This window comes from Salinarimonas rosea DSM 21201, from assembly GCF_000429045.1.
In the GTDB taxonomy this organism is placed as follows: domain Bacteria; phylum Pseudomonadota; class Alphaproteobacteria; order Rhizobiales; family Beijerinckiaceae; genus Salinarimonas; species Salinarimonas rosea.
This window is the reverse complement of the sequence record NZ_AUBC01000034.1, coordinates 1-23,478: the sequence shown is the minus strand read 5'-3', so window position 1 is coordinate 23,478 and position 23,478 is coordinate 1. Positions and strand designations below refer to the sequence as shown.

Annotated in this window: 25 protein-coding genes, 2 tRNA genes and 1 pseudogene; 10 read left to right on the top strand and 18 right to left on the bottom strand. The window is 72.2% G+C overall.

The features are described from left to right. Positions 1-125: 125 nt before the first annotated feature. From glmS to G407_RS0119710, 3 genes are all read right to left on the bottom strand, one after another. Positions 126-1,931 (bottom strand): glutamine--fructose-6-phosphate transaminase (isomerizing), encoded by a 1,806-nt coding sequence (gene glmS, locus G407_RS0119720; RefSeq protein ID WP_029032205.1) that lies wholly within the window; start codon positions 1,929-1,931, stop codon positions 126-128. 117 nt (positions 1,932-2,048) lie between these two features. Continuing rightward, positions 2,049-3,419, bottom strand: a complete 1,371-nt coding sequence (gene glmU / locus G407_RS0119715; RefSeq protein ID WP_029032204.1) for a bifunctional UDP-N-acetylglucosamine diphosphorylase/glucosamine-1-phosphate N-acetyltransferase GlmU — start codon at positions 3,417-3,419, stop codon at positions 2,049-2,051. A 103-nt stretch (positions 3,420-3,522) separates the two neighbouring features. Further along, on the bottom strand, positions 3,523-4,209 hold the full coding sequence (locus G407_RS0119710) for a hypothetical protein (RefSeq protein ID WP_156917648.1): 687 nt from the start codon (positions 4,207-4,209) through the stop codon (positions 3,523-3,525). Between the two features lie 264 nt (positions 4,210-4,473). Between G407_RS0119710 and G407_RS0119705 the strand changes: the two genes are divergently transcribed. Both G407_RS0119705 and G407_RS0119700 read left to right on the top strand, forming a co-directional pair. Further along, positions 4,474-4,893 carry a MerR family transcriptional regulator gene (locus G407_RS0119705; protein ID WP_084327657.1) on the top strand — a complete coding sequence of 140 codons (420 nt, stop codon included), beginning with the start codon at positions 4,474-4,476 and terminating at the stop codon, positions 4,891-4,893. A 108-nt stretch (positions 4,894-5,001) separates the two neighbouring features. Further along, the gene (locus tag G407_RS0119700; RefSeq protein ID WP_052341638.1) at positions 5,002-6,462 is read left to right on the top strand and encodes an MFS transporter; all 1,461 of its coding nucleotides are present in this window, start codon (positions 5,002-5,004) and stop codon (positions 6,460-6,462) included. Here G407_RS0119700 and G407_RS0119695 read toward each other — a convergent pair. Further along, positions 6,449-6,769 carry a YbjQ family protein gene (locus tag G407_RS0119695; RefSeq protein ID WP_029032200.1) on the bottom strand — a complete coding sequence of 107 codons (321 nt, stop codon included), beginning with the start codon at positions 6,767-6,769 and terminating at the stop codon, positions 6,449-6,451. The genes G407_RS0119700 and G407_RS0119695 overlap by 14 nt on opposite strands. 159 nt (positions 6,770-6,928) lie before the next feature. Between G407_RS0119695 and G407_RS0119690 the strand changes: the two genes are divergently transcribed. After that, entirely contained in the window at positions 6,929-7,630 is a 702-nt protein-coding gene (locus G407_RS0119690; protein WP_029032199.1) for a D-lyxose/D-mannose family sugar isomerase, read from the top strand. Between the two features lie 160 nt (positions 7,631-7,790). Then, complete coding sequence (locus tag G407_RS0119685; protein WP_029032198.1) at positions 7,791-8,462, top strand: carbonic anhydrase; 672 nt, start codon at positions 7,791-7,793, stop codon at positions 8,460-8,462. A gap of 21 nt (positions 8,463-8,483) precedes the next feature. On the opposite strand, the gene G407_RS0119680 is transcribed toward G407_RS0119685, so the two are convergent. The 6 genes and pseudogenes from G407_RS0119680 to G407_RS32615 all read right to left on the bottom strand — a co-directional run. Then, positions 8,484-8,804: a hypothetical protein gene (locus tag G407_RS0119680; protein ID WP_029032197.1), complete on the bottom strand. Its 321-nt coding sequence runs from the start codon at positions 8,802-8,804 to the stop codon at positions 8,484-8,486. 82 nt (positions 8,805-8,886) lie between these two features. After that, on the bottom strand, positions 8,887-10,125 hold the full coding sequence (gene arsJ / locus G407_RS0119675; protein ID WP_029032196.1) for an organoarsenical effux MFS transporter ArsJ: 1,239 nt from the start codon (positions 10,123-10,125) through the stop codon (positions 8,887-8,889). A gap of 1 nt (position 10,126) precedes the next feature. Beyond that, complete coding sequence (locus G407_RS0119670) at positions 10,127-11,176, bottom strand: ArsJ-associated glyceraldehyde-3-phosphate dehydrogenase (RefSeq protein ID WP_245259134.1); 1,050 nt, start codon at positions 11,174-11,176, stop codon at positions 10,127-10,129. Positions 11,177-11,195: 19 nt separating this feature from the next. Next, positions 11,196-12,257 (bottom strand): ACR3 family arsenite efflux transporter, encoded by a 1,062-nt coding sequence (gene arsB / locus G407_RS0119665; RefSeq protein ID WP_029032194.1) that lies wholly within the window; start codon positions 12,255-12,257, stop codon positions 11,196-11,198. Between the two features lie 2 nt (positions 12,258-12,259). Continuing rightward, positions 12,260-12,802 carry an arsenate reductase ArsC gene (locus G407_RS32620; RefSeq protein ID WP_029032193.1) on the bottom strand — a complete coding sequence of 181 codons (543 nt, stop codon included), beginning with the start codon at positions 12,800-12,802 and terminating at the stop codon, positions 12,260-12,262. Positions 12,803-12,898: 96 nt separating this feature from the next. Beyond that, positions 12,899-13,135, bottom strand: a pseudogene (locus G407_RS32615) (ArsR/SmtB family transcription factor); the annotation flags it as partial. 144 nt (positions 13,136-13,279) lie between these two features. Here G407_RS32615 and G407_RS0119655 point away from each other — a divergent pair. Further along, positions 13,280-13,810, top strand: coding sequence for a DUF6653 family protein (locus G407_RS0119655; RefSeq protein ID WP_029032192.1), 531 nt, complete (start codon positions 13,280-13,282; stop codon positions 13,808-13,810). Here G407_RS0119655 and G407_RS28860 read toward each other — a convergent pair. Both G407_RS28860 and G407_RS0119645 read right to left on the bottom strand, forming a co-directional pair. Next, positions 13,794-14,876, bottom strand: a complete 1,083-nt coding sequence (locus G407_RS28860) for an SDR family oxidoreductase (protein ID WP_084327655.1) — start codon at positions 14,874-14,876, stop codon at positions 13,794-13,796. The two genes, G407_RS0119655 and G407_RS28860, sit on opposite strands and share 17 nt — an antisense overlap. Positions 14,877-14,988: 112 nt before the next feature. After that, positions 14,989-15,702 carry a thermonuclease family protein gene (locus G407_RS0119645; protein ID WP_029032191.1) on the bottom strand — a complete coding sequence of 238 codons (714 nt, stop codon included), beginning with the start codon at positions 15,700-15,702 and terminating at the stop codon, positions 14,989-14,991. A 217-nt stretch (positions 15,703-15,919) separates the two neighbouring features. On the opposite strand from G407_RS0119645, the gene G407_RS0119640 reads away from it, so the two are divergent. After that, positions 15,920-16,426 (top strand): hypothetical protein, encoded by a 507-nt coding sequence (locus G407_RS0119640; protein ID WP_029032190.1) that lies wholly within the window; start codon positions 15,920-15,922, stop codon positions 16,424-16,426. 42 nt (positions 16,427-16,468) lie between these two features. Here G407_RS0119640 and G407_RS0119635 read toward each other — a convergent pair. The 3 genes from G407_RS0119635 to G407_RS0119625 form a co-directional block, all read right to left on the bottom strand. Then, positions 16,469-16,545, bottom strand: a tRNA-Arg gene (locus G407_RS0119635). 73 nt (positions 16,546-16,618) lie between these two features. Continuing rightward, complete coding sequence (locus G407_RS0119630) at positions 16,619-16,924, bottom strand: ETC complex I subunit (RefSeq protein ID WP_029032189.1); 306 nt, start codon at positions 16,922-16,924, stop codon at positions 16,619-16,621. 31 nt (positions 16,925-16,955) lie between these two features. Further along, positions 16,956-17,032, bottom strand: a tRNA-Pro gene (locus tag G407_RS0119625). Positions 17,033-17,162: 130 nt separating this feature from the next. Here G407_RS0119625 and G407_RS0119620 point away from each other — a divergent pair. After that, the gene (locus tag G407_RS0119620; protein WP_084327653.1) at positions 17,163-18,002 is read left to right on the top strand and encodes a class I SAM-dependent methyltransferase; all 840 of its coding nucleotides are present in this window, start codon (positions 17,163-17,165) and stop codon (positions 18,000-18,002) included. Between the two features lie 12 nt (positions 18,003-18,014). Here the strand turns inward: G407_RS0119620 and G407_RS0119615 are convergent, their stop codons facing one another. Both G407_RS0119615 and G407_RS0119610 read right to left on the bottom strand, forming a co-directional pair. Then, positions 18,015-18,488 (bottom strand): DUF192 domain-containing protein, encoded by a 474-nt coding sequence (locus G407_RS0119615; RefSeq protein ID WP_029032187.1) that lies wholly within the window; start codon positions 18,486-18,488, stop codon positions 18,015-18,017. Positions 18,489-18,533: 45 nt separating this feature from the next. After that, the gene (locus G407_RS0119610; protein ID WP_043540236.1) at positions 18,534-19,193 is read right to left on the bottom strand and encodes a cold-shock protein; all 660 of its coding nucleotides are present in this window, start codon (positions 19,191-19,193) and stop codon (positions 18,534-18,536) included. 201 nt (positions 19,194-19,394) lie between these two features. On the opposite strand from G407_RS0119610, the gene G407_RS0119605 reads away from it, so the two are divergent. Beyond that, positions 19,395-20,384 carry a heparan-alpha-glucosaminide N-acetyltransferase gene (locus G407_RS0119605; RefSeq protein WP_052341637.1) on the top strand — a complete coding sequence of 330 codons (990 nt, stop codon included), beginning with the start codon at positions 19,395-19,397 and terminating at the stop codon, positions 20,382-20,384. Between the two features lie 152 nt (positions 20,385-20,536). Here G407_RS0119605 and efp read toward each other — a convergent pair whose 3' ends face one another. Next, on the bottom strand, positions 20,537-21,106 hold the full coding sequence (gene efp / locus G407_RS0119600; RefSeq protein ID WP_029032184.1) for an elongation factor P: 570 nt from the start codon (positions 21,104-21,106) through the stop codon (positions 20,537-20,539). A 131-nt stretch (positions 21,107-21,237) separates the two neighbouring features. On the opposite strand from efp, the gene epmA reads away from it, so the two are divergent. Both epmA and G407_RS0119590 read left to right on the top strand, forming a co-directional pair. Further along, a complete protein-coding gene (epmA, locus tag G407_RS0119595) occupies positions 21,238-22,311 on the top strand; it encodes an EF-P lysine aminoacylase EpmA (protein WP_029032183.1) in 1,074 nt (357 codons plus the stop codon). Then, entirely contained in the window at positions 22,308-23,381 is a 1,074-nt protein-coding gene (locus tag G407_RS0119590; RefSeq protein ID WP_029032182.1) for a lysine-2,3-aminomutase-like protein, read from the top strand. Before epmA ends, G407_RS0119590 begins: the two co-directional genes overlap by 4 nt. The last annotated feature ends 97 nt before the right edge of the window (positions 23,382-23,478 follow it).

Genomic DNA, 23,478 nt, shown 5'->3' with positions numbered 1-23,478 from the left:
TAGCAGCCTTACCCAGTTTACCAGAGGCAGCCTTCCGTCCAAACTCATTTCCTCATGTCCAAACTCTATTTCACATGTCCAAACTTTGTTTTTCACTCACAGTGACGCCGGGACGAAGGCCCGGTTCACTCCACCGTGACGGACTTCGCGAGGTTGCGGGGCTGGTCGACGTCCTTCCCCATGAAGACGGCGGTGTGGTAGGCGATCAGCTGCACCGGCACGCTGTAGACGAGCGGGGCGACCATCGGGTCGACCTTCGGCAGCACGAGCGTCGCGAGCGTGTCGAGCTGGGCGTGGGCGACGCCGGCCTCGTCGGTGATCAGCACGATCCGCCCGCCGCGGGCGGCGACTTCCTGCATGTTCGAGATCGTCTTCTCGAAGAGGTGGTCGAACGGCGCGACGACGACGACGGGCGTCGCCTCGTCGATGAGCGCGATCGGGCCGTGCTTGAGCTCGCCGGCCGCGTAGCCCTCGGCGTGGATGTAGGAGATCTCCTTGAGCTTGAGCGCCCCTTCCATCGCGATCGGGTAGGCGGCGCCGCGGCCGAAATAGAGCACGTCGCGGGCCTTCGAGAGCTCGCGCGAGAGCGTGTCGATGCGGGGCTCGAGCGCCATCGCCTCGTGCATCAGCGCGGGCGCGCGCAGGGCGGCCTCGGCATAGCGCTCGGCTTCCGCCGCGCTCAGCGTGCCGCGGGCGCGGCCCGCCTGGAGCGCGAGGGCGAACAGCGTCGCGAGCTGGCAGGTGAAGGCCTTCGTCGAGGCGACGCCGATCTCCGGGCCGGCATGGGTCTGCGCGATCGCGTGCGCCTCGCGCGCCATCGAGGAGGTCGGCACGTTGACCACGGCGATCACCGTCTGCCCGTGCTCCTTGGCGTAGCGCAGGCCCGCCAGCGTGTCCGCCGTCTCGCCCGACTGGGAGACGACGATCATCAGCCCCTTCTCGGGAAGCGGCGCCTCGCGGTAGCGGAACTCGGAGGCGACGTCGATCTCGACGGGCAGCCGCGCCAGACGCTCGAACCAGTACTTGGCGACGAGGCCCGCGTAGTACGCCGTCCCGCAGGCGGTGATCGTCAGGCGCTCGAGGCTCGCCCAATCGACGGCGGCGGCGTTCTGCGGCTCGAGATGGACCGCGAGCGTGCGCGCGACGACTTCCGGCTGCTCGTGGATCTCCTTGATCATGTAGTGGCGGTGGACGCCCTTCTCGGCCGCGTAGACGCCGGCGGCGATGCGCTGGCGCGGGCGCGAGACCGGCGTGCCGCGCTCGTCGAGGAGCGTGGCGCCGGCACGGGTCATCACCACGACGTCCCCCTCCTCGAGGTAGGTGATGTCGTCGGTGAACGGGGCCAGCGCCAGCGCGTCCGAGCCGAGGAACATCTCGCCGTCGCCGTGGCCGACCGCCAGCGGCGACCCGCGGCGGGCGCCGATCATCAGGTCCTCCCGGCCCTCGAAGAGGAAGGCGAGCGCGAAGGCGCCGCGCAGGCGAGGCAGCACGGCGAGGACGGCGGCGCGCGGATCTCGCCCGGCCTTCATCTCCTGCGTCACGGCCTGGGCCACCACCTCGGTATCCGTGTCGGAGGCGAATCGCACGCCCTCGTCCTCGAGGGCGAACCGCAGCTCGCGGTAGTTCTCGATGATTCCGTTGTGGACGATGGCGAGCCGGTCCGTGGCGTGCGGGTGGGCGTTCGCCTCGGTCGGGCGCCCGTGCGTCGCCCAGCGGGTGTGGCCGATGCCGGCACGGCCGGGCAGCGGCTCGGCCTCGAGCCTGGCCTCGAGGTTGCGCAGCTTGCCCTCGGCCCGGCGCCGCACGATGCGCCCGCCCTGGAGCGTCGCGACGCCCGCCGAGTCGTAGCCGCGGTACTCGAGCCGCTTGAGTGCGTCGACCAGCCGGTCCGCGACGTCGTCACGCCCGAGAATGCCGATGATACCGCACATGGGAACACCTCGCGTCAGGAGCGCACGGCCGCCGTGCCCGCCGGTTCGGGAGCTACCCGGACGCCGCAGGTTAGGCCAATCACGTTTCTTGACCGTTTATGAACGTGGTCGGACCGGTCACGTTCCGCCGCTCGTCTGGCGCGAGCGCTTGCCGTCGCGAAACCGCGTCGCCCAGCCGGGCTTCGTCTCCTGGCGGCCGCGGGCGAGGGCGAGCGCGTTCTCGGGCACGTCCTGCGTCACCACCGAGCCCGAGCCGACATAGGCCCCCGCCCCGATCGTCACCGGCGCGACGAGGGAGGAGTTCGAGCCGACGAAGGCCCCCTCCCCGACGCGGGTGAGGTGCTTGTCGAAGCCGTCGTAATTGCAGGTGATGGTGCCCGCGCCGAGATTGGCCCGCGGGCCGATCTCGGCATCGCCGACATAGGCGAGGTGCGGCAGCTTGGCGCCGGCGCCGACGCGCGCCTTCTTCACCTCGACGAAGTTGCCGACCTTGGCCGACGCGCCGATGTCGGCGCCCGGCCGCAGCCGCGCGAAGGGGCCGACGCTCGCGCCGGCGGCCACGCGCGCACCCTCGAGATGCGAGAAGGCATGGATGGTCGCGCCCGCCTCGACCGCGACGCCCGGCCCGAAGACAACGTTGGGCTCGATCGTCACGTCCCGCCCGAGCACCGTGTCGTGGGAGAGGAAGACGCTGTCGGGGTCGATCATCGTGACCCCGGCCCGCATCGCCCGCTCCCGCAGGCGCTCCTGGAGCGTGCGCTCCACGGTCGCGAGCTGGACGCGGTCGTTGACGCCCTGCACCTCGTCTTCCGGCGCGACCACGCAGGCGACGGGGAGGTCGCGCGCACGGGCGATCTCGACCGCATCGGTCAGGTAGTACTCGCCCTTGGCGTTGGCGTTGCCGATCGCCTCGAGAAGCGAGAGCGCCTGCTTCCCGGAGAGGGCCATCAGGCCGGCATTGCACAGGGTCACCGCCCGCTCGGCCTCGGCCGCATCGCGGTCCTCGCGGATCGCGACGACGGCCTCGCCCTCGCGCAGGACGCGGCCGTAGCCCGCCGGATCCGCCGCCTCGAAGCCCAGCACGACGACGCCCGCGCCCTCCGCGAGCGGCGCGCGCAGGCGCGCGAAGGTCTCGGCCTCGATCAGCGGCGTGTCGGCATAGGCGACGACGACGTCGTCGGCGGGCTCGGCGAGCGCCGCCCGGGCGGCGAGCAGCGCGTGCGCCGTGCCGAGGCGCTCGGACTGCACGAAGACCGCGGCGTCCGGCACCGCTTCGCGCGCGGCCGCGGCGACGTCCTCGCGGCCCGGGCCGACGACCACGGCGACGCGATCGGCGCCGGCGGCGCGCACCGCGGCGAGCGCGTGGGCGAGCATCGAGCGTCCAGCGACGCGATGAAGCACCTTGGGCGTGTCGGAGCGCATGCGGGTGCCCTCGCCCGCGGCGAGGACGACGGCGAGGCAGGTGCGGCGCGGGGCGGTCTCGGTCACGGGGCTCGGCTCCTGGAGATGCGCCGCTCCTATGCGCGAGACGCGGCGCGGGCGCAACCGGTCCGTCGCGAGCCGGGCGCGACCGGCGGGCGGCGCCCTCGCCTCAGGTCGTCTCGCCGTTGAGGCAGCCTTCCTCGCGGGTGCGCACGAGCAGCGCTTCGGCCGCCTCCTGGAGCACGCGCGCGCGCTCGAGCGTCATCAGCGTCTCGAACGCTTCGGAGCGCAGGCGCCAGAGCTGGAGCAGATCGTCGCGGTCGGATCGCGTGATCCGCGCCTTGAGGATCGTCTGACGCTCCGACTCGCGCGCCTCGCGCGCGCGGATTTGCTGCGGGGTCGGGTTGTCGATGCGCAGCCGGTCGACGAAGATCGCCGACAGCGCGTTGCAGCGCTCCTGGCCCTCCAGGCCGGCGGCGCCGGTGGGGCGCGCCGAGGGGCAGTAGAGCCCCCGCCAGCCCGCGACGACGGAGGACGCGTTGTCGATCAGGCGGTCGACCCGGCGGATCTCGCGCGCAGCGTCCCAGAGATCTCGCCCGCGCAGCAGGGCCTCGGCCTCCTGGAGCCGGTCGAACGGCGCGATCTCCTCGCGCGCCGCGATCTCGTCGAGCGCCGCCAGCGCCTGCGTCTGGGTATCGACCAGCCGGTCGATCTCCCCGAGATCGACCAGCGTCTCGGCATAGCTCGTCGCGATTTGCATGCAGGCGGTCGGCTCGCGCCCGAACTGTGCGGAAGCGGGGACCGGCGCGAGCATCGCGGCGGCCACGGAGCCGAGCACGAGGAGGGCGGGACGCATGACGATCATCACGGCCACAACATGGAGTGCCGGCGCCCGCTAGGCAAGGCGACAGCGCGGGCGCCGGTGTCGCGCGCACGCGCACCTCGTGCGGACCGAGCGCGGAGGCTCGGCCGGCGCGCACATGCCAGCATGTGTTGCTTGAGAATCGCTCCGCAGCTCTCGCTTGCCACCCGTTCGCTTTCATTGCATCATGAAACAACCATGCGAATGCACCCGGGTGGATTCGCTCCTGTTTCGATGGTCTTTCGGGGGCCGTTCCACATGACCACGATCGCAAAGTCTCGCAAGAAGGACAAGCAGCAAGGGGACACCGAGAGGACCGAGGATCTGGAATACCTCATCAGCGACCTGTCGCGCGAGTTCGACGTCACCCTGCGCGCGCTCAGGTTCTACGAGGATCGCGGCCTGCTGTCGCCACGCCGAATCGGGACGATGCGGATCTACTCGGCGCAGGACCGCGCCCGCCTGTCCGTCATCCTCAAGGGCAAGCAGCTCGGCTTCACCCTGGCCGAGATCCAGGAGATGCTCGAATCGGACGCCAAGGGCGGCCCCGCCGGGGTCGACCTGAAGCTCTCGGTGGAGAAGATCGACGAGCAGATCGCCCATCTGGAGGCGCAGAAGGCGGAAGTCGAGGCGGCCATCGCGGAGCTGAGCGCCACGCGGGCGAAGCTCGTCGGCTGAGCCGCGAGCCGGCGGGCCCAGGGACGGGCCTCGGGAACACGCCTCGTGGAGGCTGGCGCCGCGCCCGCGCGCCCGCTAGAACGGAAGCGGTCCTTCCGGAGACGCCGCATGCAGCCCGACGCCCTCGCGCGAGACACGGCTTCGCCCGAGGGCCTCTCGTCCGTGGACCCCGCGGACGGCGCCGGCGCGAAACCGGCGGGCGAGACAGTGCCGCGTCGGGCGCTCGTCGGCTGGGTGCTGTTCGACTGGTCGACGCAGCCCTTCTTCACGCTCGTCGTGACGTTCGTGTTCGGTCCCTACTTCGTCAACGCCGTCGCGTCGGACCCGGTCTCGGGCCAGACGCAGTGGATGCTCGCGACCTCGGCCGCGGGGCTGTCCCTCGCCATCCTCTCCCCCGTGCTCGGCGCCATCGCCGATGCCGGCGGGCCGAAGAAGCCGTGGGTCCTCGCGTTCGGCGCGCTGATGGGTGCGGCAGCCGCGCTGCTGTGGCTGGTGCCGCCGGCCGCCTCCCCGGACCTCGTCCTCCTCGCCCTCGTCGCCTTCGCGGTCGCGACGGTCGCGGCGGAGCTCGCGGGGACCTTCAACAACGCGATGATGCCCGCCCTCGTGCCGGCCCATCGCCTCGGGCGTCTGTCCGGCGCCGGCTGGGCGACGGGCTACGCCGGCGGGCTCGTCTCGCTCGCGATCGTGCTCACGCTCCTCGCCGCGAGCCCGGAGACCGGACGCACGCTCGCGGGCCTCGAGCCGCTCTTCGGCCTCGATCCCGCCGCGCGGGAGGGCGACCGGATCGTCGGCCCGCTGACGGCCCTGTGGTTCGCCGTCTTCGTCCTGCCGCTCGCGGTCTTCACCCCCGATGCGCCGCGCGGGGGCCGTCCCGTCGGCGCGGCTGTTCGCGAGGGCCTGGCGCGCGTGCGCGGGACGATCGCGGATGCCCGGCGCAACCCGGCGATCGCGCGCTTCCTGCTGGCGCACATGGCCTACCAGGACGGGCTCGTCGTGCTCTTCGGGCTCGGCACGATCTACGGCGCGGGATTGTTCGGCTGGAGCACGGTCGAGCTCGGCGTCTTCGGCATCCTGATCCTCGTCACAGGCACCCTCGGCGCCCTCGCCGGCGGCCCCATCGACGACCGGATCGGCCCCCGCGCGGTCATCCTCGGGAGCCTCGCCATCCTCGCGCTGGTGACGATCGGCGTGCTCTCGCTCGGCGAGAGCCGTGTCCTGTTCGTGGTCGAGACCGCGCCGGCCGGCGGGCCGGGTCTCTACGGCAGCGTGCCCGAGCAGGTCTTCCTCGGGCTCGGCCTCGTCATCGGCGCGCTGGCGGGGCCGCTGCAGGCCTCTTCGCGCTCGCTCCTGGCACGGCTCGTTCCCGCCGGCGACGCGGGGCGCTATTTCGGCCTGCTCGCGCTCTCGGGCAAGCTCACGGCCTTCCTCGGCCCGTTTCTCGTCGCCGTCTTCACCGGCGTGTTCCAGACGCAGGCCGCGGGGCCGATCGTGCTGCTCGTCTTCTTCCTCGTGGGCGCGCTGCTCGTGCGCGGCGTGCCCAACGGGCGCGGCCTCAGCGCAGCGTGACCGCCGTCCCCGAGGCGGTGACGAGCATCATGCTCTCCTTGGCGCCGATCGCCCCGTAGTCCAGGTCGACACCGATGACGGCGTTCGCCCCGAGCTTGCGCGCCTCGTCGAGCATCTCGTTGATTGCGGTGTCGCGGCCCTCGCGCATCACCCGCTCGTAGGAGCCCGAGCGCCCGCCGACGATGTCGCGGATCGAGGCGAAGAAGTCCTTGAAGATGTTGGCGCCGAAGATCGCCTCCCCCGAGACGATGCCGTGGTACTGCACGATCTGGCGTCCCTCGACGCCGTTCGTGGTGGTGACGATCATGCCTTCCCTCCCCTGCGCGGGCGCGCGCCGCCGCTCGGCGCCGGGCGGCAGTCGATCCCGCCGCCGGGCGTGCGTCAAGGGCGTTCGCCGCCGGCTGGCGCGCCCGCGGCGAGGCCTGTAGGCTCGTCGGCGTCCTCGACCAGACGGGTTGCGCGCCGCATGAAACGCTCGCAGATCAACACTATCCTGCGGGAGGCGGACGCCTTCGTCCGCTCCTTCGGCTTCGCCCTGCCGCCCTTCGCCCATTGGGAGCCCGCCCGATTCGCGTCCGAGCGGGAGCGCATCGCCGGCATCCTCGAGGCGGGGCTCGGCTGGGACGTGACGGACTACGGCAGGGGCCGCTTCGACGCGGTGGGGCTCGTGCTGTTCACCCTGCGCAACGGCCGCGCGGCCGACCTCGCCCGCGGGCGCGGCATGCTCTACGCCGAGAAGCTGATGATCGTCGGGCGCGACCGGCTGGGCCCCATGCATCGCCACGACGTCAAGGCCGAGGACATCATCGTGCGCGGCGCCCCCGGCGACGCGCGGCTCGCCCTGCAGCTGTTCGCCCCCGCGCCGGACGGGAGCATCGACCGCAAGGCGCCGGTCCGCGTGCCCTGCGACGGGATCGTGCGCGAGGTCGAGGCGGGCGGCGTGATCCGGCTCGGCGTCGGCGAGAGCATCACGCTGATGCCGGGCGTGTGGCACGCCTTCTGGGGCGAGGGCGGCGACGTGCTGGTGGGCGAGGTCTCCACCGTCAACGACGACGTCGGCGACAACGTCTTCGAGGAGCCGCTGCCCCGCTTCCCCACGATCGAGGAGGACGAGCCGCCGTTCCGGCTCCTGGTGGGCGACTACGCCCGGCTCGACGCCTTCGCCTGACGGCGCTCGGGCGCATGATCGCCCCGGGAGCGTACGGGGTTTCCCATGGCTTGCCTGTCGAACTGCGCTAATCTACACGCGTTGTATGGGTGATCGTCGCGCGCGGCGATCTGGCGGGCGCGGCCGCTGCCGCGCTCCGGTGCACGCGGGGAGCGCGACCATGTTTCCGGACAGGCTCGTCGAGGGTTATCGCGATTTCCTCACAGGCCGCTTCGCCGACGAGCGGGCGCGCTACGCCGACCTCGCGGAGACCGGGCAGAGCCCGCAGATCATGGTGATCGGCTGCGTGGACAGCCGCGTGTCGCCGGAGGTGATCTTCAACGCCGCGCCGGGCGAGCTGCTGGTCGTGCGCAACGTGGCGAACCTGGTCCCCGCCTACGAGCCGGACGGCGACACCCAGCACGGCACGTCCGCCGCGCTCGAGTTCGGCGTGCAGGCACTGAAGGTCAAGCACATCGTGGTCCTGGGGCACGCCCGCTGCGGCGGCATCCGCGCCTTCGCCGACGAGGCCTCCCCCCTCTCGCCGGGCGACTTCATCGGGCGCTGGATGAGCCAGATCGCGCCGGCGGCGGCCGCGTTGGGCCCGCGCGACCCGCAGGACGAGGTGGGCTGGCGCACCAAGCTGGAATTCGCCTCGGTCGAGCTGTCGCTCGAGAACCTGATGACGTTCCCCTGCGTGCGCACCCTCGTCGCGCGGGGACGGCTCGCGCTGCACGGGGCCTATTTCGGCATCGCCTCGGGCCGGCTCCTCGCCCGCGACCCGCGGACCGGGTCGTTCGAGCCAGTCGGCCAGAGCGTGCCCTCACGGCGGGCGCTGCTGCACTGCGTCTGACGCGAAAGCCCGACGGGGGAGTCAGCGCTCCTCGGTCTTCCCGTCCCTCTCGCGGTCCGTCTCGCCGTCCGTCCCGGCGAGGTGCCGCGTCGTCTCCGGCGTCTCGCGCGCGGTGAGATCGCCGTGGCCGGAGGCGTCGCCGCCGGCGCCGCTCGTCGCCGCGCGGTAGGCTTGCGCCTCCCCGCCCGGATCTCCCCAGGCCTTGCGCTGGGTGAGGCTGCCCTCCGGCCCGCCCTGCTCGACCGGCGCGTTCTCGTCGCGCTGGCGGTTGCGCAGGCGGCTGACGTCCTCGTCCTTCAGGTTGGGACGATCTCGGCGCGGGTCGGTGCGGTCGGCTGCCATGGTCGGGACTCCTCGTGAAGACGCGGGCGACCGACGGGGAATGACGCGGGCACCGGCGGGTTCCCTGGGCAGCCGGGGTGCCTCAGGTCGCCGCCTGCGCGGCGGGACCGCGCGGGAGCGCCAGCGTCACGAGAAAGCAGACCGCGAGCAGGACGGCCGAGCCCAGCAGGCAGGCGAGGATGCCGCCCGCCTGGTAGAGCAGGCCCGAGAGGAGCGTGCCCCCGAAACGACCGGCCGCGTTGGCCGCGTAGTAGAAGCCCACGTCCTCGGCCGCCTTCTCCGAGCCCGCATAGGCGAGGATCAGGTAGGAGTGGACGGACGAGTTCACCGCGAAGGCGACGCCGAAGACGCCGAGCCCGAGGACGAGGACGAGGTCAGGGCGGCCGATGCCGGAGGCGAGCGCCGCCGCGATCAGCGCCGGCACCGCCGCGAGCCCCAAGGACCAGGCCCGCGCCCCGTCGACCTCCGAGCTCAGCCCGTCCGGGCTGCGCTTCACGACGCTCGGCGCCACCGCCTGCACCGCGCCGTAGCCGATCGTCCAGGCGGCGAGGAAGCCGCCGACCATGGTGAAGGTCCAGCCGTTCGCATAGAGGAACACCGGCACGCCGACGACGAACCAGACGTCGCGCGCGCCGAACAGCGCGACGCGCGCGCCGGCGAGAAGGTTGACGCCCCGCGACTTGGCGAAGAGCTCCTTCGCCGACCGGGAGGCCTTCGCCTTGCCCATGTCCCGCGGCAGAGCGAGGAAGACGAAGGCGAGCACGATCGCGAGGGCCCCCGCCATCGTCCACAGCGCCTGAGAGAAGCCGAGCGTCTGCAGCAGCACGCCGCCGAGGAAGAAGCCGAAGCCCTTCATGGCGTTCTTCGAGCCGGTGAAGAAGGCGACCCAGCGGAACAGCCGGCTCTCGCCGGCGTCCCGGCGCGCCTGCGCCTCCGCCACCTTGATGGCGCTCTTCGATGCCGTCTTGGTCAGGTCCTTGGCGACGCCGCAGACGCCCTGCGCCGCGACGACCCACGCCACCGACAGCGCGATCGCCCAGTCCGGCGAGACGGCGGAGAGGACGAGGAAGCCCGTTATCTGCGTGGCGAGCCCCGTCATCAGCATGCGGGTGACGCCGAAGCGCGCGGCGAGCCAGCCGCCGACCATGTTGGCGCCGACGCCCGCCGCCTCGTAGAGCAGGAACAGGAAGGCGAGCGTGAAGGGCGAATAGCCGAGCTGGAAGAAGTAGAGCAGCACCAGCATGCGCAGCGCGCCGTCGGTGAGCGTGAAGCCCCAGTAGCTCGCGGTGACGATGGCGTAGTTGCGGGCGCCGGCGGTCATCTCAGATCCCCGTCTTCGCCATGTGGCGCACGAGGTCGACCATGCGGCAGGCGTAGCCCATCTCGTTGTCGTACCAGGCGTAGACCTTCAGCAGCGTGCCGTCCGTGACCATGGTCGAGGGCGCGTCGACGATCGAGGAGCGCGTGTCGCGCGCGTAGTCGGCGGAGACGAGCGGGCGTTCCTCGTAGCCGAGGATGCCGGCGAGCGGCCCGGCGGCGGCCTCGGCGAACAGGCGGTTCACCTCCTCGGCCGTGGTCTCGCGCGAGAGCTCGAAGACGCAGTCCGTCAGGGAGGCGTTGAGCACCGGCGCGCGCACGGCATGGCCGTTCAGCTTGCCCTTCAGCTCCGGATAGATCAGCGCGATCGCGGTGGCGCTGCCCGTCGTCGTCGGCTGCAGCGAGAGCATGGCCGAGCGGGCCCGGCGCAGGTCCTCGTGCACGGCGTCGGTGACGACGTTGGTGTTGGTCGGGTCGTGGATCGTCGTGATCTGGCCGTGCCTTATGCCGATCGCCTCGTGCACGACCTTCACGACCGGCGCGAGGCAGTTCGTGGTGCAGGAGGCCGCCGTGACGATCGGATGGCGGTCGGGATCGTAGAGATGCTCGTTGACGCCCACGACCACGTTGAGCACGGACGGGTCCTTCACCGGCGCCGCGACGACGACGCGCCTGGCGCCGCGCGAGAGGTGGCCCGCGAGCACGTCCGGCGTGAGGAACTTGCCGGTCGCCTCGATCACCACGTCGACGCCGAGATCGCCCCAGGGAATGTCGCCCGGCGCGCGGTGCTGCGAGAAGGCGAGCGTGGCGTCGCCGATGCGGATCGCGCCCTCCCCCTCGGCCCGGATCGGCGCGCGCCAGCGGCCCTGGACGGAATCGAACTCGACGAGATGGGCGAGCGCCGCCGCCGAGCCCTTCAGCTCGTTGACCGCGACGATGTCGAGCCGGTTGTCGCGGCGCGGATCGTCGTCGGGCCGCTCGGCGGCGCCGAGCGCCGCGCGCAGCGCGAGCCTGCCGATCCGGCCGAGGCCGTTGATGCCGACGCGCAGGGTCATGGGGACGTGTCCTTCGAGATCAGGGGTCGTTCGATGCCGCCGGCGCGGGGCGCCGCGGCGCGCCGCGCTCGTACCAGCGCCGCGAGCGGTTCACGATGGCGACGAGGGAGAGCATCACCGGCACCTCGATGAGCACGCCGACCACGGTCGCCAGCGCCGCGCCCGAGGAGAAGCCGAAGAGCGCGATGGCGGTGGCCACCGCGAGCTCGAAGAAGTTGGAGGCGCCGATCAGGGCGGAGGGTCCGGCCACGGCGTGGCTCTCGCCGAGACGGCGGTTGAGCAGGTAGCCGATGCCGAAGGTGAGGTAGGCCTGCAGCAGGATCGGCACGGCCAGCAGCAGGATGACGAGCGGCTGCTCGACGATCTGGTCGCCCTGGTAGCCGAACAGCAGGACGAGCGTCGCCAGCAGCGCGACCAGCGACACCGGCTGCAGCCGCGCCAGAAGCGCCTCCAGCGCCGCCGTTCCGCCGCGCGCGAGCAGGCGCCGGCGCGCCAGGAAGGCGGCGACCACCGGCACGACGATGTAGATCACGACGGAGAGGAGCAGCGTCTCCCACGGCACCACGATCGCCGAGAGGCCGAGCAGCAGCGCCACGATCGGCGCGAAGGCGAACACCATCACCACGTCGTTGAGCGCCACCTGCGTGATGGTGAAGCGCGGCTCGCCGCGGCACAGGTTCGCCCAGACGAACACCATCGCCGTGCAGGGCGCCGCCCCGAGCAGGATCAGCCCGGCGATGTAGCTCTCGATCTGGGCCTCGGGCAGCAGCGGGTGAAACAGCCAGCCGATGAAGATCCAGCCCAGCACCGCCATCGAGAACGGCTTGATCCCCCAGTTGACGAGGAGCGTCACGCCGATGCCGCGCCATTGCCGCCTCACCTCGCCGAGCGCTCCGAAGTCGATCTTCACCAGCATGGGGAAGATCATCAGCCACACCAGCGCCGCGACCGGCAGGTTGACCCGCGCGATCTCGATCGCGGCCAGCGCCTGGAACAGCTCGGGCGCGAGCCGACCGAGCACGACGCCGACGACGATGCACAGGGCGACCCAGAGCGTGAGCCAGCGCTCGAACAGCGACATGGTCAGGCGCTCTCGCGCTGGAACGGCACGACGGCGCCGGTGGAGGCGCCGCCGAGCGTGCCGATCTCGTCGAGCTTCCTCGACAGCGCGAGCCGGTCGAGGCTCGCGATCGGCAGGCTGGTGAACACGCCGATGCGGTTCCTCAGGTAGCGGAAGGCCTGGCCGAAGGCGCGCTCGCGCTCGAAGAGCGCGCCCTCCACGGCGGCGGGGTCCTCGATGCCCCAATGCGCCGTCATCGGCTGGCCCGGCCAGACCGGGCAGGGCTCCCCTGCCGCCGCGTCGCAGACGGTGAAGACGAAGTCGAGCTCCGGCGCATCGGGCTCGGCGAACTCGGCCCAGGACTTGGAGCGCAGGTCGTCGGTCGGCATGTCGAAGGCCTCGAGCACCTTCAGCGCCAGCGGGTCGACGGCACCCTTCGGCCGCGAGCCGGCCGAGAAGGCGCGAAAGCGGCCCGCCCCCTCCTGGCGCAGCAGGCTCTCGGCCATGATCGAGCGGGCGCTGTTGCCCGAGCAGAGGAAGAGGACGTTGTAGACGCGGTCCGGCATCGTGGCGGGCATCGGAAGGCTCCCCAGGATCGGCGCGCAGACCTCCGGGCGTCCCCCGCAGCACTCCTCCAGGAGGAAGCGCACGAGGTCCGTCAGGCTGTCCAGCCGCACCCGATAGACGATCGAGCGGCTCTCGCGGCGGCCCTCGACGAGGCCGGCCCGCTCGAGATGCGCGAGGTGGAACGACAGGCCCGAGGACGACACGCCGACCGCCTCGCCGATGGCGCCAGCGGCCATGCCAGCCTCCCCCGCCCGCACCAGCAGCCGCAGGACGCGCAGGCGTGTCTCCTGCGACAGCGCCGAGAAAGCGGAGAGAGCCTCGCGCTCGAGCATGCTTCCATTCCTCAAGACTTCTGGAAACGTTGTACGAACACTCCTGCCCCCTGTCAAGGCTCGACCGCTCGGCCGGCGCGCAGTAGGGAGCCTCGTGCCGCGCCGTGCCGGTGGCGAGGCGGGTACGGCGCACGGAGGGCGATCATGGACATCTTCAGGGCGTCGGAGCGCCTGATGGCGATGGACGATGCGGCCTGGGAACGGCATGCGCACCCATTGAGCGTCTACACGCGCATGCTGCTCGGCCTGCCGCTCCTCGTCGCGGCAATCTGGTCGCGGGCCTGGATCGGCTGGTGGGCGCTCGCGGCGGTGGCGGAGGTGACGGCCCTCGCCCGGGTGAACACGCGCATGACGCCGCCACCGACGTCCACCGACAATTGGGCGTCGAAGGCGACGTTCGGCGAGCGCGTGCTCCTCGCCCGCGACGCGGTGCCGATCCCGCCGCACCACCGGGTGATGGCGCACCGGCTGACGGCGGTCGCCGCCGCGGGCGTGCCGTTCCTCGCATGGGGGCTCTGGGCGCTGGAGCCCTGGCCCACCGCGTTCGGCATGGCGCTCGTCTACGCCGGCAAGCTGTGGTTCCTGGACCGGATGGTCTGGCTCTACGAGGACATGCGCCGGGTCGAGCCCCGGTACGAGGCCTGGCTGCGCCGCCCCGTCAGCGGCGGTGGATGACGGCCCGCTGCGTCGAACGCTCCATCCGCCCCGCGCGCCCCGTCGTCGAGCGCTCGCGCCGCGAGCCGCCGGCGGCGTACACCAGCGCCGCGATCCCCGCCCCGGCCGCCACCACCGCGGCGGTGGCGAGGCCCGGATGCATCATCGCCTCGGTATAGGCCGAGGTCTTCAGGGTGAAGGGATATTCGCTGCGCTCGGCCCCGTCGCGGCCCGGGCGGTAGAGGCTCGTGTCCCGGCGCGGCCCCGCGGGGCGATCCGTCTGCTGGAGGCCCGGCATGATCCGGCCCATCACCCGGTCGGCCGTGCGCGGCGCCAGCGTCGCCCCCAATTCGATCAGCCGCCCGCCGGCGCCGACGACGAGGTCGCGCACGTCATGGGTGCAGGCGTGGAGGATGGCGCGGGCCACCGTCTCCGGCTCGTAGACCGGGGGCGGGTTCTGCGGCGCGTGGTCGAGGTAGTTCTTCGCGTGCTCCTTGTAGGGCGTGTTGATCGCCGACGGCTTGATCAGCGTGATCGAGACGCGCGCGTCCACCACGTCCATCTCCGCGCGCAGCGCCTCGGTGAAGCCGCGGATCGCGGCCTTCGAGGCGGAGTACGGTCCCTGCAGGGGAATGGCGCGATCGCCGAGCACGGAGCCGACATTGACGATCTTGCCGCCGCCGCGGGCGTGGAAATGCGCCACCGCGGCGCGGCAGCCGTAGACCGTGCCCCAGAAGTTCGTGTCGAACAGCCGGCGCATGTCCTGCGTCTCGACCTCGTCGATGCGGCCGTAGATGGCGACGCCGGCGTTGTTGATCCAGGTGTCGAAGCCGCCGTAGGTGCGGATCGCCTGGTCGGATATGCGCATGACGTCGCGCTCCTCGCCGACGTCGGCGACGCAGGTCGCGACCCGCGCGCCGCCCTCGCGCAACTCGCGTGCGACACCCTCGAGCGCGTCCGCGTTGCGCGCCGCGAGGACGAGGCTCGCACCCTCCGCCGCGAGCCGGCGCGCGGTGACGAGGCCGATGCCGCTCGTCGCGCCGGTGAGGACGATGACCTGCTCGTTCAAGGGCTTAAGCCGCGCCATGGATGGTGCTCCCGTTCGTTGTCCTGCGAATGCCGGGACGGAACGGGGGTCGGCGCAGGGGGTTCCGTGCAGCGCCGAGAGGCGCGCAACGGCCGCGCGCAGCGACCGCGTCTCAGGGGTGCGCGGGCGCGAACCCGGCGGCGCGGGCCTGCGCCTCGCTGCAGAACCAGCGCTCGCCGCGCGTCTCGTCGATGCGGGTCTCGGCGAAGCTCGGGCTCGCCGGCGTATGGTAGAGCCGCCGGCCGGAGCGGCCGACGTTGCCCTTGATCGTGCAGCCGTTCGGCCCCACCGAATCGGTCGATCCCGCGCGCTGCGCGGCGCGATGCTCCCACGGTGCCAGCGCGCTCCCGGCGAAGACCCCGCGTTCGTCCCGGCGCGCCGCGCGCTCCTGCGCGACGTAGCGCTCGCTGAACTCCCGGTAGGCGAAGGCGAGGCCCTCCTCGACGAGCGTCCCGTTGAGGTCGCGCCCGCCGATCCGGCAAATCGCGACGATGCGCTCGTACTGGTCCCGATCCTCCTCCTCGCAGGAGACGACGCGCCCCTCGGCGAGGTCCGAGAGCCGCCGTGCAGCGACGTCCCCGCAGGCCCAGGCGCGCCCCCGGCCGTCCGTGCAGGCCTGGTCCCCTTCCGGCGCGTCGATCCCGAAGAGGCGGATGCGCACGTCGCGGCCGGAGCCGTCCTGCTCGAGCGCGATCGTGTCCCCGTCGACGACACGGGCGACGCCACGGTGGATCTCGCCGTCGGCCGCATGGGCGGGCGGGGTCGCGGCGAGGAGGAGGATGGGGGCGAGTGCGCCGAGAATCGGCAGGAGAGCGGAGCAACGCATCTCTCCATATCGGGGGATGGCCGCGAGGACACAACTTGAAAATGGATGCCGATCACGATCTCCGATCTATAAAGCAACCAAAGGAATACTCGATGCGCACATCGCATCTCAACGGGGGAGCGTGTGCGGGCCGCCCGCCTCGGCGTGCCCCGCTGCTAACCGCTGGTTAACCATAACCACTCAACCTTGCGGGGAACGACGCAGGGCTCGAACCGCCATGACGAAGACACGCATCGCGATCGGCCTGCTGCTCGCGGCCCCCCTCCTCGCGGGCTGCGGCACGAGCGAGCGCAAGCTCTTCAGGGCGGCGCCGGTCATTGTGGCCTCCCCTCTTGCGGAGCCGCTTCGGCCGATCCCGCCCGGGCCGGCGGTGCCGGCCGCTCCGCCGGCGCTCGCGGTCACGCCCACCTCGGTCCGGATCGAGACACCGCGCGAGCCCGCGCGGCCGGCTTCGGTGCCCGGGGCGCGCCCGGAGGCGGAGGCGGCGACGGTCGTCCTTCGGCCGACCCCCGGCATCCTCGTGGAACGGCAGCCGCAGGTGCTGGTGCCCCGCGCCGGCGACGCACCCGCCCGCGCCGCGCCGGCATCGCCGCGCCCGGCTCCCGTCGCGGCCCGACCCGATCTGCGTCCGGCGGTGTCCGTGCGCACCGGCGCGCCCGCGCGCACGGACACCGCCGGGACGCGGATCCGGCGCAGCGAGGGGAACGGGTGGGAGGTGCTGTAGGGCGCGGCGGGCCGGGGCCGGCCCGCGGACGGCGGCGCGAGCTGGCGACCCCGGCAGGGCTCGAACCTGCGACCTAGTGCTTAGAAGGCACTTGCTCTATCCGGCTGAGCTACGGGGCCGTGCGCGAAGGGATAGCAAGAGCGATGGCGCGGCGCAAACCGTCGCCTGGCGGAAACCGGGCGGGGGCGCGGCTCAATGCGTCCAGGGCGTGACGCGGTTGTGCTTGAAGTTGTCGGAGTAGGAGATGACCTTGCGGGTCGGCTCCTCCGGCTCGTCCACCACGTAGGCGATGCCTTCGCGCTCGGCATAGGCGATCGCCTGCTCCTTCGTGTCGAAGGTCAGCTGCACCTGCTGGCGGGTGTCGGTGGACGTGGTCCAGCCCATCAGCGGCTCGATCTGGCGCGGGCTCGCGGGATCGAAGCGCAGCACCCAGCGCTTGGTGCGCGCCTTGCCCGAGGACGTCGCCCCGCGCGAGGGCTTGAAGATGCGTGCCGTCATGTCTCTCGCCTCGATCGCTCGGCCGTGCGGCTGGTCGGGGCGGCCGGATTCGAACCAGCGACCCTCTGCTCCCAAAGCAGATGCGCTACCAGGCTGCGCTACGCCCCGACTCCGCCGGCACAGGTCGCGAGATAGAAGCTCGCGCGCGGCGGCGCAAGCTCTTTGTCGGTGACGCGGCGCAGGGGCTCGCCGAAAGGTCGCACTTGCCGGCCGCGTCGCTACGGCCTAGCTCGGGCACATGAACGCACCCGTCCCGCCGCCCGCTCATCCGAGCGGAGTTCCCACGCTGACGCGACCCTGCCCGATCTGCGGCACGGCGAACGCGGGCGCTCCCGCGCTGCCCGGGAGCCGCGACGGCTGGGACATCGTCGCCTGCAGCGCATGCGGCTTCGCCCACATGCCGGCTGTGCCGCGCGGCGAGGCGCTCGTCGAGACGCTCGCCTGGGAGGCGCAATACGCCCGCGAAGGCGAACGCCGCAAGCGGCGGCAGCCGATCCTGCACTGGCTCGACGCCCGGACCCGCTGGCGGCTGCATCTGTTCCCGCGCGCCGAGGGCGTCGACCTCCTCAACCGCGCGGCGCCGAGCGGGCCGGCGCTCGATCTCGGCTGCGGCACCGGCTCGAACCTCGCGCGGCTCGACGCGCGCTTCGCGCCGCACGGCATCGAGATCTCGAAGGCGCTCGCCGCGCAGGCGGACGTCTATGCGCGGGCGCGCGGCGGCTCGGTGGTGCACGCCTCGGCGCTCGAGGGCCTGGGCGCCTTCCCCGACGGCTTCTTCACGGCGGCGCTGCTGCGGTCCTATCTGGAGCACGACTGGCAGGCGCGCGAGGTGCTGACGGCGCTCCATGCCAAGATGGCGCCCGGCGGCCTGGCGGCGGTGAAGGTGCCCAATTACGGCTCCTGGAACCGCCGGATCATGGGCGCGCGCTGGTGCGGCTTCCGGCTGCCGGATCACGTGAACTACTTCGACCCCGCGTCCCTGCGGCGCCTCGGCGAGGAGGCGGGCTTCACCGTGCGCATCCGCCGGCGCCACGCGCTCCCGCTCGACGACAACGTGCTCGCGCTCCTGGAGCGGTGAGCGCGGCAAACCTCAGCGATCGAACAGCGGGTGCTCCACCCTGTCCCCCGCCTCGATGCGGAGACGGCGCGCCGTGCCGGCGTTGAGCTCGAGCACCGAGAGCACCGGCTGGCCGGAGGGGATCGTGCGCTCGGAGAGCGGCTCGGTGTCCTCGGCGATGCGCACGATCGTGCCGCCCGCGTCGATGAACAGCATGTCGAGCGGAATGTAGGTGTTGCGCATCCACATCGAGACCGGCGCGACCCGCTCGAAGTCGAACAGCATGCCCTGCTCCGCCGGCATCGAGCGGCGGAACATCAGGCCGCGGCGCCGATCCTCGTCCGTCGCCGCGAGCTCGACCTGGAACGCGTGCTTTCCCTCGTCGGTGACGATCGTCAGCGGCTGCAGCTCCTGCGCCACCGTCCGCGGCGTGGCGAGCACGAGCGCGGCGAGCAGGAGCAGCGCTACTGCGAGGCCGTGGGCGAACGAATCTCGAATGATACGCATCACGCGCGCATGTCCCTCGATGCGGTTTCCCTCGATGCGAGGACGTCAGTGCGAGGACGGCAGGGCACTGTCGACCATCCGCACCTCGGCGGCCATGAGGCCCTTGGGCCCGTCGCCGAAGCGCACGTAGACCTGCTCGCCGGGCTTCAGCTCGGCGATGCCGTAGCGGCGCAGCGTCTCCATGTGCACGAAGATGTCGGCCGTTCCGTCCCCACGGGTGAGGAAGCCGAAGCCGCGCAGGCGGTTGAACCACTTGCACACCGCGAGCTCGAGGCCGCTCGTCGCCGCCACGGTGACGTGGGTGCGCGCCATCGGCAGCTCGGAGGGGTGGACGGCGGAGCTCTCGTCGAGGGAGAGGATGCGGAAAGCCTGGTAGCCGCGCGGACGCTGCACGGCCTCGACCACGATCCGCGCGCCTTCGGCCGCGGTCTGGTAGCCGTCGCGGCGCAGGCAGGTGACGTGGAGCAGGACGTCGGGCAGGCCGTTGTCGGGGACGATGAAGCCGAAGCCCTTGGCGACGTCGAACCACTTGATGACGCCGGCGATCTCGGTCAGCTCGAGCGGGCGTTCGACCGCGCGCTCGCCCACCGCCTCGGCACCGCGTGCGGGAACGACCGGGGAAACCGTGTCCTGCCCGCCCTCGCTCTTGCGATCGCCGCTCACGCTCCGCGTGCGCGTCGATCCCGGGTCGAATTCGTCAGACATGCACTACACCGATCGAACCACGCCGCTTGATTCTTAAAGACAGGATAACACCCAATTCGGAGAACGAAAGCCCGAAAGATCGGCAATTGCCGAACGGGTTTCGAAGATGTAGCAAAACAACAAGGATGTCATGGACTTGCAGGCACGTGCCGAGACGGCGATTCGGCTCCGTCCGGCGTGGCGGCATCGAGGAGGGACACGATGAAGGTGGTCGGCGCGGGGGAGACGAAGGGAGCGGGGCGCGCCCGCTTCGCGGCGGTGGACGTCGCGCGCGGGGCGGCGCTCGTCGCCATGATCGTCTATCACCTCGGCTGGGACCTGTGGTTCTACCGGCTCGTCGCCGTGGAGGTCCCTTTCGATCCCGCCTGGCGTGCCTTCGCGCGCACCATCGCGGCGTCCTTCCTCGTCCTGGTCGGCGTGAGCCTCGTCCTCGCCAGCGACGCGGGGCTCGACGCGCGTGCCTTCCTGCGCCGCCTCGCCAAGGTCGGCGGCGCGGCCGCGCTCGTCACGGCGGCGACCCTCGTCGCCTTCCCGCAGAGCTTCATCTTCTTCGGCATCCTGCACATGATCGCGCTCGGCAGCGTGCTCGCCCTGCCCTTCCTGCGCCTCAACCCGGCGATCACGCTCGTGGTCGCGGCCGGCGTCCTCGTGGCACCCTTCCTCGTTTCCTCGTCCGCCTTCGACACCCGCTGGCTGGCCTGGACCGGCTTCTACGAGACGGCACCGGACACGAACGACTTCGAGCCGGTCTTCCCCTGGCTCGCGGCGGTGCTTGCGGGTGTGGCGGCGGGGCGCATCCTGCTCGACACGCCGCTGCGGGCGCGGCTCGCCGCGCTCGAGGTCCGCGGGCGGCTCGGTCGCGGCCTCGTCTGGATGGGGCGCTGGAGCCTCGTGATCTACCTGCTGCACCAGCCGATCCTGCTCGGCGCGCTCTATCCCGTCGCCCTCGTCGTGGGCGAGCGGGCGCGGGCGGAGCAGACGGCGAGCGCCTGCCGGCGCACCTGCGAGGACAGCGGCCGAAGCGCGGACTTCTGCGTGCGGTACTGCGACTGTGCGCTCGGGACCCTGGAGACCGAGGGGCTGATGTCGGCGCTCGACGGCGACGCTACGCCCGACGAGGACGCCCGCATCGCCGAGATCGCCAATTCCTGCGTGGCGCGCACGCTTCGCGAGAGCCCGGCGCCCGAGTGAGCGGCCCGCCGCGCCCGCCTCCTCCCCGCAGGGGAGGACGGAGGCCGAAGGCCGGAGGGTGGGGAGGGCGGCGCTGCGGGTCGTCTAGAAGCGGAACGGCCCCACCGCCCGCGCGTGCCGCGCGGACTCCTCCCCTCCGGGGAGGACGCGGGTCAGTCCTTGGCGCGCTCGACGTAGGAGCCGTCCTCGGTCATCACCACGATGCGGGTGCCCGCCGAGATGTGCGGCGGCACCATCGTGCGCACGCCGTTGTTCAGCATCGCCGGCTTGTACGAGGAGGAGGCCGTCTGACCCTTCACCACCGGCTCGGTCTCGACCACCTCGAAGGTGACGCGCTGGGGCAGCTCGATGGCGATGGCGAGGCCCTCGTGGAGCTTCAGCGAGACCGTCATGCCCTCCTGCAGGAAGGCCGCCTGGTCGCCGATGTCGTCCTTCGACATGGTGACCTGGTCGAAGGTCTCGGGGTTCATGAAGTGGAACCCCTCGCCGTCCTCGTAGAGGAACTGGTGGTCGCGATCCTCCACCGTCGCCTTCTCGACCTGCTCCGTCGTGCGGTAGCGCTCGGAGACCTTGGTGCCGTCCGAGATGCGGCGCATGTCGACCTGCGTGACGGGCGTGCCCTTGCCCGGATGGATGTTCTGGGCGGTGAGGACCACGTAGAGCTTGCCGTCGACGTCGACGACGTTGCCCTTGCGCAGGGAGCTCGCGATGACCTTGGCCATGTGTCTTCCACTTCGTGTGCGCCGCGTTTCGCGGCCGATCGATGTCGCCAGGCTTGAACCTGCTCGGCCTGGGCATTACCCCACGAGGCGCGCCCGGTCTAGTGAGCCGGCGAGCGGAGACGCCCGAGGACATGCAGGCCCCCTCCCCCTTCTGGGATCCCGGACGCCACGCCGACCGCCGCCCCTTCCTCGTGGGACGCGGCGCGGTGACGGACGCCGTGCGTGCGCGCTTTCGCGCCGAAGGCTTCCTCGAGGTGGAGACCGCCTGCCTGCAGGTCTCGCCCGGCAACGAGGCGCACCTGCACGCGTTCCGCACGCCGCTCGCCGCTTCGGACGGGCGCACGCGGGACATGTACCTCCACACCTCCCCCGAATTCGCCTGCAAGAAGCTGCTGGCGGCGGGCGAGGCGCGGATCTTCACCCTCGCCCGGGTCTTCCGCAATCGCGAGCGGAGCCCGCTGCACCATCCCGAGTTCACGATGCTCGAATGGTACCGCGCCGGCGCGCCCTGGGAGGCGCTGTGGACCGACTGCGCCGCCCTGCTCGCCGCGGCGGCGGACGCGACCGGCGCGCGCGCCTTCTCCTGGCGCCGGGCGACCTGCGACCCGCGCGCCGAGCCCGAGATCCTCACCCTGGCGGAGGCCTTCTCCCGCCATGCCGGCATCGACCTCCTCGGGACCGTGGACGCCGGCGGCGGCAGCGACCGCGACGCGCTGGCGGCGCGGGCGCGCGAGGCCGGCATCCGGATCGCCGACGACGACACGTGGTCGGACGTGTTCTCGAAGGTGCTCGTGGCGCGCATCGAGCCCAACCTGGGCATGGGACGTCCCACCATCCTGTGCGAATACCCCGCCTGCGAGGCGGCGCTGGCGCGCGCCAGCGCCCGCGATCCCCGCGTCGCCGAGCGCTTCGAGCTCTACGCCTGCGGGGTCGAGCTCGCCAACGGCTTCGGCGAGCTGACCGATCCCGCCGAGCAGCGCCGGCGCTTCGCGTTGGAGATGGACGAGAAGGCGCGCGTGTGGGGCGAGCGCTACCCGCTCGACGAGGACTTCCTCGCCGCCCTCGCCTGCATGCCCGAGGCCGCCGGCTGCGCGCTGGGCTTCGACCGGCTGTGCCTGCTCGCCACCGGCGCCCGGCGCATCGAGGACGTGCTCTGGGCGCCCGTCGCCGACCCGTTCGACGCCGCGGAGCATGACCCCGCATGACCGCGCGCACCCTCCACCGCATCGACGAGCTGATCGCCGCCGGCCTCGCGCCCGCGGACGCCCGGGCGGAGCTCGACGCCGTCGCCGCGCGCTACGCTGTCGCCGTCACGCCGGCGATGGCCGCCCTCGTCGACCCCGCCGACCCGCGCGACCCGATCGCCCGCCAGTTCGTCCCCTCCCCCGCCGAGCTGGAGACGCGCCCCGAGGAGCGTGCCGACCCGATCGGCGACGGCGCGCACTCCCCCGTCCCCGGCATCGTCCACCGCTACCCGGACCGGGCGCTGCTGAAGGCGGTGACGATCTGCCCGGTCTATTGCCGCTTCTGCTTTCGCCGCGAGAGCGTCGGGCCCACCCATGGCGGGCTCCTGCCGGAGGCGGACCTCGCGGGCGCCTTCGCGTACCTCGCCGAGCACGCCGAGATCTGGGAGGTGATCCTCACCGGCGGCGACCCGCTGGTGCTCGCCCCGCGCCGGCTGGAGGCGCTGATGCGCCGCCTCGCGGCGCTCGACCACGTCAAGGTGGTGCGCCTGCACACCCGGGTCCCCGCAGTCGACCCGGACCATGTGGACGCCGATCTCGTCGCCGCCCTGAAGGCCTGCGGCAAGACGGTCTACGTCGCGCTCCACGCCAACCACCCGCGCGAGCTGACGCCGGCCGCCCGCGCCGCCTGCGCGCGGCTCGTCGAGGCGGGGGTCCCGATGGTCTCGCAATCGGTGCTGCTGCGCGGCGTCAACGACGACGTCGAGACGCTGGCCGCCCTGATGCGCGGCTTCGTCGAGGCGCGGGTGACGCCCTACTACCTGCACCACCCGGACCTCGCGCCCGGCACCGCCCATTTCCGCCTCTCGATCGCCGAGGGGCAGGCGCTCGTGCGGGGCCTGCGGGGGCGCGTCTCGGGCCTGTGCCAGCCCACCTACGTGCTCGACATCCCCGGCGGCGCCGGCAAGAGCCCGATCGGGCCGGAATACGTGCACGACAGCGGCCTGGGTGTGGAGGTGGAGGACTGGCGCGGCCGCCGGCACACGTACCCTCCCGCTCCCGCCCCCTCGGGGCGGGGAGGATCCGCGTAGCGGATCGGGGGCGGGGTCCCCCGGCTCGACGTCGGCGGTCGTTTCGGCTTCGCCGAAGCGCGTCCCGCGCGCCCCCTCCGTCTCGTCGGCTTCGCCG

Coding starts and splice junctions, on each gene's coding strand:
- efp (WP_029032184.1), bottom strand. CDS start 21,106: ATGGCCAAGGTCATCGCGAGCTCCCTGCGCAAGGGCAACGTCGTCGAC.
- G407_RS0119690 (WP_029032199.1), top strand. CDS start 6,929: ATGAAACGCTCGCAGATCAACACTATCCTGCGGGAGGCGGACGCCTTC.
- G407_RS0119695 (WP_029032200.1), bottom strand. CDS start 6,769: ATGATCGTCACCACCACGAACGGCGTCGAGGGACGCCAGATCGTGCAG.
- G407_RS0119610 (WP_043540236.1), bottom strand. CDS start 19,193: ATGTCTGACGAATTCGACCCGGGATCGACGCGCACGCGGAGCGTGAGC.
- G407_RS0119605 (WP_052341637.1), top strand. CDS start 19,395: ATGAAGGTGGTCGGCGCGGGGGAGACGAAGGGAGCGGGGCGCGCCCGC.
- epmA (WP_029032183.1), top strand. CDS start 21,238: ATGCAGGCCCCCTCCCCCTTCTGGGATCCCGGACGCCACGCCGACCGC.
- arsJ (WP_029032196.1), bottom strand. CDS start 10,125: ATGACCGCCGGCGCCCGCAACTACGCCATCGTCACCGCGAGCTACTGG.
- arsB (WP_029032194.1), bottom strand. CDS start 12,257: ATGTCGCTGTTCGAGCGCTGGCTCACGCTCTGGGTCGCCCTGTGCATC.
- G407_RS28860 (WP_084327655.1), bottom strand. CDS start 14,876: ATGGCGCGGCTTAAGCCCTTGAACGAGCAGGTCATCGTCCTCACCGGC.
- G407_RS0119590 (WP_029032182.1), top strand. CDS start 22,308: ATGACCGCGCGCACCCTCCACCGCATCGACGAGCTGATCGCCGCCGGC.
- glmS (WP_029032205.1), bottom strand. CDS start 1,931: ATGTGCGGTATCATCGGCATTCTCGGGCGTGACGACGTCGCGGACCGG.
- G407_RS0119640 (WP_029032190.1), top strand. CDS start 15,920: ATGACGAAGACACGCATCGCGATCGGCCTGCTGCTCGCGGCCCCCCTC.
- G407_RS0119670 (WP_245259134.1), bottom strand. CDS start 11,176: ATGACCCTGCGCGTCGGCATCAACGGCCTCGGCCGGATCGGCAGGCTC.
- G407_RS32620 (WP_029032193.1), bottom strand. CDS start 12,802: ATGCCGGACCGCGTCTACAACGTCCTCTTCCTCTGCTCGGGCAACAGC.
- G407_RS0119710 (WP_156917648.1), bottom strand. CDS start 4,209: ATGCGTCCCGCCCTCCTCGTGCTCGGCTCCGTGGCCGCCGCGATGCTC.
- G407_RS0119615 (WP_029032187.1), bottom strand. CDS start 18,488: ATGCGTATCATTCGAGATTCGTTCGCCCACGGCCTCGCAGTAGCGCTG.
- G407_RS0119700 (WP_052341638.1), top strand. CDS start 5,002: ATGCAGCCCGACGCCCTCGCGCGAGACACGGCTTCGCCCGAGGGCCTC.
- G407_RS0119680 (WP_029032197.1), bottom strand. CDS start 8,804: ATGGCAGCCGACCGCACCGACCCGCGCCGAGATCGTCCCAACCTGAAG.
- G407_RS0119620 (WP_084327653.1), top strand. CDS start 17,163: ATGAACGCACCCGTCCCGCCGCCCGCTCATCCGAGCGGAGTTCCCACG.
- G407_RS0119655 (WP_029032192.1), top strand. CDS start 13,280: ATGGACATCTTCAGGGCGTCGGAGCGCCTGATGGCGATGGACGATGCG.
- G407_RS0119645 (WP_029032191.1), bottom strand. CDS start 15,702: ATGCGTTGCTCCGCTCTCCTGCCGATTCTCGGCGCACTCGCCCCCATC.
- G407_RS0119705 (WP_084327657.1), top strand. CDS start 4,474: ATGACCACGATCGCAAAGTCTCGCAAGAAGGACAAGCAGCAAGGGGAC.
- G407_RS0119630 (WP_029032189.1), bottom strand. CDS start 16,924: ATGACGGCACGCATCTTCAAGCCCTCGCGCGGGGCGACGTCCTCGGGC.
- G407_RS0119685 (WP_029032198.1), top strand. CDS start 7,791: ATGTTTCCGGACAGGCTCGTCGAGGGTTATCGCGATTTCCTCACAGGC.